We start from the raw sequence: 12,847 nt of genomic DNA, 5'->3' as shown, positions 1-12,847 counted from the left end.
ATCTGCAGAGGCCTTCTTTCAATGACAGACGCGGGCAGCGAGCAGCCTGCCCCGATCAGCAGCCTCAAGCCTTGACGGCCTCGACCAAGCGCAGTGCACTCTGTTGAGCCAGGGCGGCATCACTGGCCTCCACCATCACACGCAACAAGGGTTCGGTGCCCGAGGCACGAATCAGCACGCGACCACGATCGCCGAGTTCGGCCGTCACTTCCGCCTGTTCGCGCGCCAGATGGGCATTGCTGCGCCAATCCTGCCCAGGCTGCAAGCGCACATTGATCATGGTCTGCGGGAACAAAGTCACCGCCGCCAATTGATCGGACAAGGACTGCCCCGTGCGGCTGATCGCTTGCAAGATCAAGAGCGCGCTGACAATGCCGTCACCTGTGGTGTGCTTGTCCAAGGCCAGCAAATGACCCGAGCCCTCACCACCTAACTGCCAGCCGCGCGCGCTGAGTTCCTCCAGAACATAACGATCCCCCACCTTGGCGCGGACGAAGTCGACATCGCGCGAACGAAGGGCCAGCTCGACGGCCATATTGGTCATCAGCGTGCCCACCGCACCCGGCACATGCAAGCCTTGAGACAGTCGGTCGGCCACCATGACGTAAAGCAGCTCATCGCCGTTGTAGAGGCGCCCTTGAGCATCAACCAATTGCAGGCGATCGGCATCACCGTCCAGAGCTACGCCGTAATGCGCGCCATGCTCATGAACTGCCTTGACCAAGGCGGCGGGTGAAGTCGCGCCGAAACCGGCATTGATATTGAAGCCGTCGGGGCTGCAGCCGATCGAAATCACCTCGGCGCCCAACTCATGGAAGACGTCGGGCGCCACGTGATAGGCCGCGCCGTTCGCCGCATCAACCACGATCTTCAAACCCTTAAGGGTCAGATCCGAACCGAAGCTGTTTTTGCAGAACTCAATATAGCGGCCACGGGCATCACCGATGCGTCGGGCGCGGCCCAAATTGGCGGAATCGATCCAGGTAGGTGGCTCTTCCAATGCGGCTTCCACAGCCAGCTCCCAGGCATCCGGAAGCTTCTCACCCTTGGCCGAGAAGAACTTGATGCCATTGTCAGCAAATGGGTTGTGCGAGGCGCTGATGACCACGCCCAAATCCTGCCGCAATGCCCGGGTCAGATAGGCCACGCCAGGCGTCGGCAGAGGCCCAGTCAACTGCACATCGACGCCTGCCGAAGCAAAGCCGGCTTCCAACGCCGACTCGATCATGTAGCCGGAAATACGGGTGTCCTTGCCAATCAGAACGCTAGGGCGGCTCGACTTCTTGCGCAGAACCTGACCGACCGCATGCCCAAGGCGCAGCATGAAGTCCGGCGTGATTGGCGCCTGGCCAACCGTGCCACGAATACCATCGGTACCAAAATACTTGCGGCTCATTGTGAGCACCCTCCTGAAAGACAGTTCTCTATTGTCGGTCAGTCGCCGAAGCAACTGCACCACCGATTCACGCGCGACTCGAAACCGCCTGCCACACTTTGATCGCGTCCACCGTGGCAGCTACATCGTGCACACGCAGCACGCGCGCACCACGTGCCACGCCAGCCAGTGCCGCAGCCAGACTGCCCGCAAGCCGCTGCTCCACGGGCCTGCCGGTCAAATCACCCAAAGCACGCTTGCGCGACCAACCAATCAGCAAGGGGTAGCCCAAACCCATCAGCTCAGACTGCCGGGCAAGCAACTGAAAATTCTGCTCGCTGGTCTTGGCGAAACCATAACCTGGATCCAAGACGATACGGTCGGCATCAATACCGACAGCTCGAAGCACAGAGGCACGCTCAGCGAGGAAGCTCGCCACCTCGCCGACAAGATCCGCATAGTCCACCAGTCCTTGCATGCTGCCGGAGTCGCCGCGCATATGCATGAGACAGACACCGGCCCGGGGATGCGCTCGCACCGCGCTCAGCGCGCCTTCGGCCTGCAAGGCCTGAATGTCATTGATGATGTCCACCCCGAGATCAAGCGCACGCTGCATCAGCCCGGGTTTGCAGGTGTCGATGGACACCGGCACGCCAAGCGTCAGGGCCTCGCGCAGCACCGCCTCCACTCGCGACCACTCTTCGGCATCACCGAGGCGCGTCGCACCCGGTCGACTTGACTCGCCGCCAATATCGAGGATATCGGCCCCCTCTTCCACCAGACGCTGGCAATGCAGGGTCGCCTGACGCGCCTGGGCATGCTGCCCGCCGTCTGAGAAGGAGTCCGGTGTGACATTGACAATGCCCATCACCTGCGGGCGCTGCAGGTCGATCAGGAATCGGGTGGTTTGCCACTTCATGACGTTGAACTCAAAGGCATGGACTCCAAGACAAGAAAAAAGGGCCTGCCCTTTCAGGCTGACCCTTGCTTCAACTCGTTCCGGCCCGATCAACACAGCACTAGGCTGTACCTATCGGCGCCGCGATTCGTTCAAGCTGCGGCAGCGGCCCCGTCAGCACTGACCACCGGCGCGGCGGCCTCGGTCTTTCCGCCCGAGGGTGGCGTCCAGTCCTTGGGTGTACGCGGTGGCTTGCCGCCCATGATGTCGTCGATCTGATCGGCATCGATGGTTTCCCACTCCAACAAGGCCTTTGCCATGGCGTGCATCTTGTCCTGGTTGTCCTCGATGTGCTTACGTGCAATCGCATACTGCTCGTCGATGATGCGGCGGATCACGCTGTCAACCTTGCGCATGGTCTCTTCCGACATGCTGGTAGTCTTGGTCACCGAGCGGCCCAGGAACACTTCACCCTCGTTCTCAGCGTAGACCATAGGGCCCAGCTCGTCTGTCATGCCGTAGCGGGTCACCATGTCACGTGCGATCGCAGTGGCTCGCTCGAAGTCATTGCTGGCACCCGTGGTCATCTGATTCATGAACACTTCTTCAGCGATACGGCCGCCGAACAGCACGGAGATCGTGCTGAGCATGCGCTCCTTGTCCAGACTGTAGCGATCGCCTTCCGGCAACTGCATGGTCACACCCAGCGCACGTCCACGCGGAATCACGGTGACCTTGTGAACCGGGTCGGTCTTGGGCATCAAGCGCGCCACCAGGGCATGACCGGCTTCGTGATAAGCCGTGTTCTTGCGCTCCTCTTCGGGCATGACCATGGACTTGCGCTCTGGGCCCATCATGATCTTGTCCTTGGCCTTCTCGAAGTCGACCATCTCGACCACGCGGCCGCTTCGGCGCGCCGCAAACAAGGCCGCCTCATTGACCAGATTGGCCAGATCGGCACCCGAAAAACCCGGAGTGCCACGCGCCAGGATGTCGGCACGGATGTCCTGTCCAACCGGCACTTTGCGCATGTGCACGTTGAGAATCTGCTCACGGCCACGCACATCGGGCAGCGTCACATAGACCTGACGGTCAAAACGCCCCGGACGCAAGAGCGCCGGATCCAGAATGTCAGGGCGGTTGGTGGCAGCCATCACGATGACGCCGAGGTTGGTCTCGAAGCCATCCATCTCAACCAACATCTGATTCAGGGTCTGCTCGCGTTCGTCGTTGCCACCGCCCAGGCCAGCACCACGGTGGCGGCCGACCGCATCGATTTCATCGACAAAGATGATGCAGGGCGCACTCTTCTTGGCCTGCTCGAACATGTCGCGCACGCGTGCTGCGCCGACGCCGACAAACATTTCCACGAAGTCCGAACCAGAGATGCTGAAGAACGGCACTTTGGCTTCACCAGCGATGGCCTTGGCCAGCAAGGTCTTGCCGGTTCCCGGTGGGCCCACCAGCAACACGCCACGCGGAATACGACCACCCAGCTTCTGGAACTTCTGCGGGTCCTTCAAGAAATCGACCAATTCCTTGACCTCTTCCTTGGCCTCGTCGCAACCGGCCACATCGGCAAAGGTCGTCGAGTTATTCGCTTCGTCCAGCATCCGGGCCTTGCTCTTGCCGAAGCTGAACGCACCGCCCTTGCCGCCGCCTTGCATCTGGCGCATAAAGTAGATCCAAACGCCGATCAGCAGCAGCATCGGGCCCCAGCTGACCAACATGCTGATCAGGAAGGAAGGCTCTTCGCGCGGCTTGACGTCGAACTTGACGCCGTGGTTGCGCAAGTCACCCACCAGACCGCGGTCGAGGTAAGTGGCCGTTACACGAATCTTCTTGCCGTCCGAACCCTCGGCAATGATGTCGGTCCCGCCATTGCCTTCTTGCAGAGTCACCTGCTTGATGCGCCCGGACTGGACTTCGTCTAGAAATTCCGAGTAGCCCATGGCACTGCCCTGAGCCACGCCTCGGTCAAATTGCTTGAAGACGGTGAACAGCACCAGGGCAATCACTATCCAGACCGCTACTTTCGAGAACCACTGATTGTTCACCGCCACTCCTTGTTCATTACGGCCAGGCTGCACTGATCTCAGCCACGTGCACGGCATATGGGGTCGATTCTATTGCAGTCAAGTGGCACGGCCGATTTGCATGGCCATGCGAAAAGACCGCCTTTCAAGCCTTGGTTGCAGCCGGCTTCTTCAATCCAATACCAATCAGGAAGGTTTCAGAAGAACGATCCCGGGAAGCCTTGGGTTTGAGCGGCTTGACCTTCTTGAAGGTGGCCTTGAATTGCTCGACCAACTGGGTGTAGCCGCTGCCATGAAATACCTTGGCCACCAAGGCTCCTTCGGGCTTCAGGTGGTTCTGGGCAAAGTCCAAAGCCAACTCAACCAAGCCAGCAACACGGGCCGCATCCGAGCTCTCGATACCGGAGAGATTGGGCGCCATATCCGACACCACTACATCAACAGGTCGACCGCCAAGGGCGGCTTCGAGCTGATGCAAGACGGCCTCCTCCTGGAAATCACCCTGAATGAAGTGCACACCTTCAATCGGAGCGCACTCCAAAAGGTCGAGGGAAATGATCATGCCGTTCAACTGCCCGACCGCCGCGCCGCCGGTACCGGCTTCCTTGGGCGCAAAGCAGCGTCGCAGGTACTGGCTCCAAGCGCCCGGAGAAGCACCCAGATCAACGACCACTTGCCCCGGTCGAATCAGCTTGAGCTCTTCGTCAATTTCCTTCAGCTTGTAAGCCGCACGAGCGCGATAACCGTCACGCTGCGCCATCTTGACGTAGGGATCATTGATGTGATCATGCAACCACGCCTTATTAAGTTTTTTGCTTTTTGTTGTGAACTTCATGTTGCACGGATAATACGCCTATGCCTGCGATTCAATTGACCCCTGCCCAGCGCAAGGAAAAACGCTCCGAAGCCCATCATCTCGACCCCGTGGTCATGATAGGCGCGGATGGACTCACCCCTGCCGTCGTCAAAGCGACCGACGCCGCCCTGAACGCCCACGGGCTGATCAAGGTGCGGATTTTTTCGGACGACCGCGCCAACCGCGAAGGCATCTTTGCCAGCCTCTGTGGCGAGCTCAATGCCGCGCCGATTCAGCACATCGGCAAGCTGCTCATCATCTGGCGTCCGATGCCTGAAAAAGAGGACGACAACACCCGCGCCGACAACAAGCTCGGTCCGCGTGTCGTCAAGATCGTCAAGTTCTCCAAGAGCGGCAACCACCGGCCGCAAACCAAGAAGTTGCGTGTGCTCGGCAACGAGCGCGTCGCCCAAGGCGGTGAAATCAAGCGGGCCAAGCGCCGCCTGACCAGCATCAAGAAAACCTCGCAAGACCAATAAATCGGTCATGGTCGTCAGCGGGAGCTGGCGACCACGCCGAGGATTTCAGTTACGGGGTTCGGCCACTGCAACGCCAGGCCAACGCCAAGGCCGCCAAGGTCTTGAGTCCGTACAAGGCAAAAGACACGGCATGCAAGCTCATGAATGACCATGAGCCCTGGCCCGCCCGTGCCGCAGCCATCAAGGGCTGCAAGGCGAAATAGCCCAGCACCGTACAGAACAGCGCGGCAGCCGGGAGCAAAAATTCCGCACGGACGGCCGACAACTGCGAATCACGCGTCATGCGGCGATCCATCATCATCAGCAAAAGTGCTGCAGCCAGACTCAGGTGCGCTTCCTGAGCAAACAAACGCCCGACCAGCAGACCAGCCTGGGCCTTTTCCAACACCGCAAAAGCGCTGGGTGCAGCCAAGAAGGCGACACAAAGCAAAAGGCCGCCCCAGAGGGCAGCCAGCAACAGTTGAGCGCGACGCAGCACCGGCGACCGATCAGACGTAGCGGACTTCCACCACTTCATAGCGCTTGACGCCACCAGGCGCCTGCACATCGGCCACATCACCGGCTTCCTTGCCGATCAAGGCGCGAGCGATCGGCGAGCTGATGGAGATCAGGCCCAGCTTCAGATCGGCTTCGTCATCGCCGACGATCTGATAAGTCACTTCGGCGCCACTGGCTTCTTCTTCCAGATCAACAGTCGAGCCAAAGACGATTCGACCACCGGCATCGACCGACGCAGGATCGATGATCTGGGCTGCGGAGAGCTTGCCCTCGATCTCCAGAATGCGGCCTTCGATAAAGCCTTGCTTGTCCTTGGCCGCTTCGTACTCGGCGTTCTCGGACAAATCGCCCTGGGCACGCGCCTCGGAAATTGCATTGATCACGGCATGACGCTCAACGCTCTTGAGTTGATGCAGCTCTGCCTTGAGCTTCTCAGCACCGCGGACGGTCAATGGGATAGTGGCCATGATTTGAATGAAACCTTGAAAAAACCTGGGGGCTGACCGCAATACATGGGCCAGCGCCACTGAATGGCGAGAAAGCGCAAACGCTTGCTGGAAGCTCGCTCCACAAAATGAAGCCGCCGCTGCGACCCTGTTTCCAGGAGCGCGGCGGCGGACTTCGTTGGGCTGAAGTTTAGATCAGTTCAGCATGGAGCTCTTGTAGTGATTGCACCAAGAGCCCATTCTGGTGCTTCATGCCCTCCACCGCAGCCTCGCAACCGGCCATGGTGGTGTAGTAGGTGACCCGAGCAGCCAACGCCGCCTGGCGAATGTGGCGACTGTCCGCAATCGCAGTACGGGTTTCATCCACGGTGGTGAAGACCAACTGGATCTCGCCGCCCTTGATCATGTCCACGATATGCGGGCGGCCGTCCTTGACCTTGTTGACCAGCTTGACCGGCACACCGGCCTCGGCAATCGCCGCGGCTGTGCCCTTGGTGGCGACGACGCCGAAGCCCAGGGAATGCAAATCCTTGGCCACGGCCACGGCACGCACCTTGTCGCCGTTCTTCACCGTGATCAGGATATTGCCCTGACGCGGCAGACGTGAACCGGCGCCGAGCTGACTCTTCAGCATCGCCTCACCGAAGGTCTTGGCCGCACCCATCACCTCGCCGGTCGAACGCATTTCCGGGCTCAGGATGGGGTCCACGCCGGGGAACTTGTTGAAGGGGAAGACAGCTTCCTTGACGCTGTAATACGGCGGAATCACCTCAGCCGGCACCCGACCCAGACGGTCCTTCTGGTCCTTGAGCTTCTGGCCGGCCATGCAGCGCGCCGCAATCTTGGCCAGTTGCTGGCCGGTCGCCTTGCTGACGAAGGGCACGGTGCGTGATGCGCGGGGATTCACTTCCAGCACGTAGACCGTGGCACCGTCGAGGCCGCCCGTCACGTCACCCTGGATGGCGAACTGCACATTCATCAGGCCCACGACCTTGAGCGCACGCGCCATGGCCGCCGTCTGGCGGCGCAGCTCATCCTGCAGCTCCTTGGACAGGGTGTAGGGCGGCAGCGAGCAGGCCGAGTCACCGGAGTGAATACCGGCCGCCTCGATATGCTCCATGATGCCGCCGATCATCACGTCGGTGCCGTCGCTGATGCAATCGGCATCGACTTCCACGGCGTCTTCCAGGAAGCGATCCAGCAGCACTGGGGACTTCTCCGAGACCCGCACCGCCTCGCGCATATAGCGCTCCAGGTCCTTGTCACCATGCACGATTTCCATGGCGCGGCCGCCCAGCACATAGCTCGGGCGCACGACCAGCGGATAACCGATCTCGTTGGCCAGGGCCACGGCCTGCTCTTCGGTGCGTGCCGTGCGGTTGGGCGGCTGCTTCAGGCCCAACTCGTGCAGCAGTTTCTGGAAGCGTTCGCGGTCCTCGGCCATGTCGATGCTGTCGGGCGAGGTGCCGATGATGGGCACGCCGGCGCGCTCGAGATCCAACGCCAGCTTCAGCGGCGTCTGGCCGCCGTACTGGACGATCACGCCGACCGGTTTTTCCTTGTCGACGATTTCCAGCACATCTTCCAGCGTCACCGGCTCGAAGTAGAGGCGGTCTGACGTGTCGTAGTCGGTGGACACGGTCTCGGGGTTGCAGTTGACCATGATGGTCTCGTAGCCGTCCTCGCGCATGGCGAGCGCGGCATGGACGCAGCAGTAGTCGAACTCGATGCCCTGACCGATCCGGTTCGGGCCGCCGCCCAGGACCATGATCTTCTTGTTGTTAGTCGGCTCAGCCTCGCACTCTTCCTCATAGGTCGAATACAGGTAAGCCGTCTCGGTGCCGAACTCAGCAGCGCATGTGTCCACGCGCTTATAGACCGGGCGCACCTTCAAGGCATGGCGGGTGGCACGCACTTCATGCTGGTTCGTGCCCAGCAACTTGGCCAGGCGGCGATCGGAGAAGCCCTTCTTCTTCAGCAGGCGCAGCTCGTCGGCACTCAGCGAAGCCAGGCTGCGGCCGGCCAGCGATTGCTCGATCTTGATCAGCTGTTCGATCTGGGCCAGGAACCAGGGGTCGATGGCGGTTTCTTCGAACACTTCCTGCAGGCTCATGCCCAGACGGAAGGCGTCACCGACAAAGAGAATGCGCTCCGGGCCGGGCTCGCCGATTTCCTGGATGATTTCTTCGCGATCGGTCGAGCGCTCGCTCAGGCCGTCGATGCCGGTTTCCAGGCCTCGCAGGGCCTTCTGGAACGATTCCTGGAAGGTGCGACCCATGGCCATCACCTCGCCCACCGACTTCATCTGCGTGGTCAGACGCGAATCGGCCATGGGGAATTTCTCGAAGGCGAAACGTGGGATCTTGGTGACCACGTAGTCGATCGAGGGCTCGAAAGACGCTGGGGTCACGCCGCCTGTGATGTCGTTCTTCAACTCGTCCAAGGTGTAACCCACGGCCAGCTTGGCGGCGATCTTGGCGATCGGGAAACCGGTGGCCTTGGATGCGAGAGCCGAGGAACGAGAGACCCGTGGGTTCATCTCGATCACGGTCATGCGGCCGTTTTGCGGATTGATTGAGAACTGCACGTTCGAGCCACCGGTGTCCACGCCGATTTCGCGCAGGATGGCGATCGAGGCATTGCGCAGCAGCTGGTACTCCTTGTCGGTCAGCGTCTGGGCCGGGGCGACGGTGATGGAGTCACCGGTGTGCACACCCATGGGGTCCAGGTTCTCGATCGAGCAGACGATGATGCAGTTGTCGCGGCTGTCGCGAACCACTTCCATTTCGTACTCTTTCCAGCCGATCAAGGATTCTTCAATCAGCAACTCATTGGTCGGCGAGAGGTCCAGGCCGCGCTTGCAGATTTCCTCGAACTCTTCCGGGTTGTAAGCAATGCCGCCACCGCTGCCGCCGAGCGTGAAGCTGGGGCGGATCACCATGGGGAAGCCATTGCTGCCGGTCTCGATGGCGATGCGCTTCTGTACCGCCAGCGCTTCTTCCATGGAATGTGCGATGCCGGACTTGGCGGAGTCGAGACCAATCTTGGTCATCGCGTCCTTGAACTTCAGGCGGTCTTCAGCCTTCTCGATCGCCTTTTCGTTGGCGCCGATCATCTCGACGCCGTACTTGGCCAGCACACCGTGCTTGTGCAGGTCCAGGGCGCAGTTCAGCGCAGTCTGGCCGCCCATGGTGGGCAAGACCGCATCGGGCCGCTCCTTGGCGATGATCTTCTCGACCACCTGCCAGGTGATGGGCTCGATATAGGTCACGTCCGCCGTGTCCGGGTCGGTCATGATGGTCGCCGGATTGCTGTTGACCAGGATGACTTTGTAGCCTTCCTCGCGCAAGGCCTTGCAGGCCTGGGCGCCGGAATAGTCGAACTCACAGGCCTGGCCGATGATGATGGGGCCGGCGCCAATGATGAGGATGCTCTTGATGTCTGTACGTTTGGGCATGTCTTTACTCCATCAGGCCGTGATCAGGACTTGGCCATCAGACCGATGAAGCGGTCAAACAGGTAGGCGATGTCATTGGGACCGGGGCTGGCTTCCGGGTGACCCTGGAAGCAGAAGGCCGGCTTGTCGGTGCGGGCCAGGCCTTGCAGCGTGCCGTCGAACAAGCTGATGTGGGTGGCGCGCAGATTGGCGGGCAGGCTGTCAGCATCGACCGCAAAGCCGTGGTTCTGGCTGGTGATGCTGACACGGCCGTTGTCCAGGTCCTTGACCGGATGGTTGCCGCCGTGATGGCCGAACTTCATCTTGAAGGTCTTGGCGCCCGAGGCCAGGGCCATGATCTGATGACCCAGACAGATGCCGAAGGTCGGGATACCGGCCTCGATCAGCTGCGCGGCGGCGGCAATCGCATAGTCGCAGGGCTGCGGGTCACCAGGGCCGTTGGACAGAAAAACACCGTCCGGCTCCAGACCGAACACGGTCGAAGCCGGAGTCTGCGCCGGCACCACGGTGATCTTGCAGCCGCGTTGGGCCAGCATGCGCAGGATGTTGCGCTTGACACCGAAGTCATAGGCCACCACATGGAAGCGCGGCTGGCTGAGCTGTCCATAGCCCTTGCCCAGGGTCCATTCGGTTTCCGTCCAGCCATGCGCCTCGGGCGTGCTGACCACACGGGCCAGGTCCTGCCCGGCCATGCTGGGAGCTGCCTTGGCCTTGGCCACGGCCTCAGCGATCAGGGCCTCGGTCACGAGTTGCCCCTCGGGCACGGCCAAGATGCAACCGTTTTGCGCCCCGGTCGTACGGAGCAAGCGGGTCAGGCGGCGGGTGTCGATGTCGGCAATGGCGACCGTGCCTTCGTCGCGCAGGTATTGCGCCAGGCTACGGGTCTTGCGGAAGTTGGAATCAAGGATGGGCAATTCCTTGATGATCAAGCCAGCGGCATGGATCTTCGGGGCCTCGACATCCTCGTCATTGACGCCGTAGTTGCCGATGTGCGGATACGTGAGCGTCACGATCTGCCGGCAGTAGCTGGGGTCAGTGAGGATTTCCTGATAGCCGGTCATGGCGGTGTTGAACACCACCTCGCCGACCGTGTGACCGGCTGCGCCGATCGAGGTGCCTGTGAAGACCGTGCCGTCTGCCAGGGCGAGAATCGCTTTGGGGGTTTGGAGCAGATCGGGCAGCACGGGGAACTCCGGTGAGGTGCGCACGCCCGGCTCTGCTCGTCCGAACGGCCCGGGTCGCAGATGGACCGGGCCGAGGAGCCTGAGTTCGGTGGAGAAACTGAAGCGAGTTTCGCTGGGGTGGCTGTGGTTGCGGGTAAACCTGCTGAGTATAACCGAGCAGGGTTATCACCAAGCCCGGTTTTGCATACTTTGCGCAAATGACGGCATCAAGTCAGCCTTCGCCGGATGCCATGCCTACCCCTACCTCTGCAGAGTGCCGTCGAGAAAAGACGGCGCCCACACTCCTTCAGGCCAGGGCTGCGATGCCTGCTCGCGCGATCTGCGCATCTTCGCTGGACTTGACACCACTGACGCCCACTGCACCGATGCAGTGGCCATCTACCAGCACCGGCACACCGCCTTCAAGCAAACCGCTCAGGCCCGGCGCACTCAGGAAGGACACGCGGCCTTGGTTGATGATGTCTTCGTAGACCTTGGACTCACGGCGGCCGAGCGCAGCCGTATGGGCCTTGGCCGGAGCGATCTGGGACGACACCGCCGGCGCGCCGTCCAGGCGCTGCAGCCACAGCAGATGGCCGCCGTCATCGACGATGGCGATGGTGACCGCCCATTGATGGGCCAATGCTTCAGCTTCGGCGGCTGTGGCCATGCGTTTGACGTCTTCCAGGCTCAGATACGGTTTTTGTTTCATGGACTCTCTTGAATCGGGACGGACAAGCCCGCACTTTAGCTCCATGGCCTGCGGGAATTCATGCGGCTGGCTGCAGTACTGCCCTGACCCCGAAACCCCGGCTGCGCGGAGTCAAGCGCTAGGGCACAGCGGACCAAGCCAGCACGCGCTACATTTCGCCCCGAGTGACGCAAAAGAGCCTGCATGCGCCACACCACCGATGGATTGAACGACGGAGGACGCTTGAAATGAATGAAACCCTGCAAACCCAACTGAACGTAGGCCTGGGCCAAGGCCTGGCGGCCGAGCGCCAACGCGTGCTGCGCAACACCTACTGGCTGCTGGCCCTGTCCATGCTGCCCACCGTACTGGGCGCCTGGGTGGGCGTGTCCACCGGCGTGATGGCAAGCATGGGCACCGGCATGAGCCTGATCGTCTTCATGGTCGGCGCCTTCGGCTTGATGATGTTGGTGGAGAAGACCAAGAACAGCAGCACCGGCGTCTACGCCCTGCTCGCTTTCACCTTCTTCATGGGCCTGATGCTCTCGCGCCTGCTGGCTGCGGTGCTGGGCTTCAAGAACGGCGGCAGCCTGATCATGACCGCCTTTGGCGGCACCGGAGCCATCTTCTTTGCCATGGCCAGCCTGGCCACCGTGATCAAGCGCGACCTCTCCAGCATGGGCAAGTTCCTGTTCGTGGGCGCCGTCATCATGCTGGTCGCTGGCGTGGTGAATGTGTTCCTGCAGTCTTCGGCCCTGATGCTGAGCCTGCTGGTGCTGTCCATGGGCGTGTTCTCGGCTTTCATGCTCTACGACATCAAGCGCGTGCTGGACGGCGGCGAGACCAACTACATCTCCGCGACCCTGGCCATCTATCTCGACCTCTACAACGTTTTCCAGAGCCTGCTGTCCCTGCTGGGCATTTTCGGCGGCGAGCGCGAATGAGCTG

11 protein-coding genes are annotated in these 12,847 nt (G+C 61.2%); 2 read left to right on the top strand and 9 right to left on the bottom strand.

Going from position 1 to position 12,847, the window contains the following annotated elements:
* Nucleotides 1–64 precede the first annotated feature (64 nt).
* The 4 genes from glmM to LNV23_RS17860 form a co-directional block, all read right to left on the bottom strand.
* Nucleotides 65–1,396, bottom strand: a complete 1,332-nt coding sequence (gene glmM, locus LNV23_RS17875) for a phosphoglucosamine mutase (RefSeq protein WP_263517512.1) — start codon at nucleotides 1,394–1,396, stop codon at nucleotides 65–67.
* Between the two features lie 67 nt (nucleotides 1,397–1,463).
* Nucleotides 1,464–2,294, bottom strand: coding sequence for a dihydropteroate synthase (gene folP, locus LNV23_RS17870; protein WP_263564223.1), 831 nt, complete (start codon nucleotides 2,292–2,294; stop codon nucleotides 1,464–1,466).
* A 131-nt stretch (nucleotides 2,295–2,425) separates the two neighbouring features.
* Nucleotides 2,426–4,330 (bottom strand): ATP-dependent zinc metalloprotease FtsH, encoded by a 1,905-nt coding sequence (ftsH, locus tag LNV23_RS17865; protein WP_263564222.1) that lies wholly within the window; start codon nucleotides 4,328–4,330, stop codon nucleotides 2,426–2,428.
* 124 nt (nucleotides 4,331–4,454) lie between these two features.
* A complete protein-coding gene (locus tag LNV23_RS17860; RefSeq protein WP_263564221.1) occupies nucleotides 4,455–5,144 on the bottom strand; it encodes an RlmE family RNA methyltransferase in 690 nt (229 codons plus the stop codon).
* 20 nt (nucleotides 5,145–5,164) lie between these two features.
* On the opposite strand from LNV23_RS17860, the gene LNV23_RS17855 reads away from it, so the two are divergent.
* Nucleotides 5,165–5,644: a YhbY family RNA-binding protein gene (locus LNV23_RS17855; RefSeq protein WP_263517515.1), complete on the top strand. Its 480-nt coding sequence runs from the start codon at nucleotides 5,165–5,167 to the stop codon at nucleotides 5,642–5,644.
* A gap of 49 nt (nucleotides 5,645–5,693) precedes the next feature.
* On the opposite strand, the gene LNV23_RS17850 is transcribed toward LNV23_RS17855, so the two are convergent.
* The 5 genes from LNV23_RS17850 to LNV23_RS17830 form a co-directional block, all read right to left on the bottom strand.
* Nucleotides 5,694–6,161, bottom strand: a complete 468-nt coding sequence (locus LNV23_RS17850; RefSeq protein ID WP_263564220.1) for a DUF4149 domain-containing protein — start codon at nucleotides 6,159–6,161, stop codon at nucleotides 5,694–5,696.
* Entirely contained in the window at nucleotides 6,133–6,609 is a 477-nt protein-coding gene (gene greA, locus LNV23_RS17845; RefSeq protein WP_263517517.1) for a transcription elongation factor GreA, read from the bottom strand. Before greA ends, LNV23_RS17850 begins: the two co-directional genes overlap by 29 nt.
* 169 nt (nucleotides 6,610–6,778) lie before the next feature.
* Nucleotides 6,779–10,045 (bottom strand): carbamoyl-phosphate synthase large subunit, encoded by a 3,267-nt coding sequence (gene carB / locus LNV23_RS17840; RefSeq protein WP_263564219.1) that lies wholly within the window; start codon nucleotides 10,043–10,045, stop codon nucleotides 6,779–6,781.
* 23 nt (nucleotides 10,046–10,068) lie between these two features.
* Nucleotides 10,069–11,253: a glutamine-hydrolyzing carbamoyl-phosphate synthase small subunit gene (carA, locus tag LNV23_RS17835; RefSeq protein WP_411910593.1), complete on the bottom strand. Its 1,185-nt coding sequence runs from the start codon at nucleotides 11,251–11,253 to the stop codon at nucleotides 10,069–10,071.
* Between the two features lie 262 nt (nucleotides 11,254–11,515).
* On the bottom strand, nucleotides 11,516–11,920 hold the full coding sequence (locus LNV23_RS17830) for a GlcG/HbpS family heme-binding protein (protein ID WP_263564218.1): 405 nt from the start codon (nucleotides 11,918–11,920) through the stop codon (nucleotides 11,516–11,518).
* A gap of 227 nt (nucleotides 11,921–12,147) precedes the next feature.
* On the opposite strand from LNV23_RS17830, the gene LNV23_RS17825 reads away from it, so the two are divergent.
* On the top strand, nucleotides 12,148–12,843 hold the full coding sequence (locus LNV23_RS17825; RefSeq protein ID WP_263564217.1) for a Bax inhibitor-1 family protein: 696 nt from the start codon (nucleotides 12,148–12,150) through the stop codon (nucleotides 12,841–12,843).
* Nucleotides 12,844–12,847: the final 4 nt, after the last annotated feature.

It is taken from the genome of Kinneretia sp. DJ1R-11, assembly GCF_025717595.1.
Classification (GTDB): Bacteria; Pseudomonadota; Gammaproteobacteria; order Burkholderiales; family Burkholderiaceae_C; genus Paucibacter_A.
The sequence above is the reverse complement of the archived record's forward strand: the minus strand, read 5'-3'. Positions and strand labels throughout refer to the sequence as shown.

What these genes read in the sequence shown, in the direction of transcription:
- glmM (WP_263517512.1), bottom strand. Translation starts at nt 1,396, where the DNA reads ATGAGCCGCAAGTATTTTGGTACCGATGGTATTCGTGGCACGGTTGGC.
- folP (WP_263564223.1), bottom strand. Translation starts at nt 2,294, where the DNA reads ATGAAGTGGCAAACCACCCGATTCCTGATCGACCTGCAGCGCCCGCAG.
- LNV23_RS17860 (WP_263564221.1), bottom strand. Translation starts at nt 5,144, where the DNA reads ATGAAGTTCACAACAAAAAGCAAAAAACTTAATAAGGCGTGGTTGCAT.
- LNV23_RS17855 (WP_263517515.1), top strand. Translation starts at nt 5,165, where the DNA reads ATGCCTGCGATTCAATTGACCCCTGCCCAGCGCAAGGAAAAACGCTCC.
- LNV23_RS17850 (WP_263564220.1), bottom strand. Translation starts at nt 6,161, where the DNA reads ATGAAGTGGTGGAAGTCCGCTACGTCTGATCGGTCGCCGGTGCTGCGT.
- greA (WP_263517517.1), bottom strand. Translation starts at nt 6,609, where the DNA reads ATGGCCACTATCCCATTGACCGTCCGCGGTGCTGAGAAGCTCAAGGCA.
- carB (WP_263564219.1), bottom strand. Translation starts at nt 10,045, where the DNA reads ATGCCCAAACGTACAGACATCAAGAGCATCCTCATCATTGGCGCCGGC.
- LNV23_RS17830 (WP_263564218.1), bottom strand. Translation starts at nt 11,920, where the DNA reads ATGAAACAAAAACCGTATCTGAGCCTGGAAGACGTCAAACGCATGGCC.
- LNV23_RS17825 (WP_263564217.1), top strand. Translation starts at nt 12,148, where the DNA reads ATGAATGAAACCCTGCAAACCCAACTGAACGTAGGCCTGGGCCAAGGC.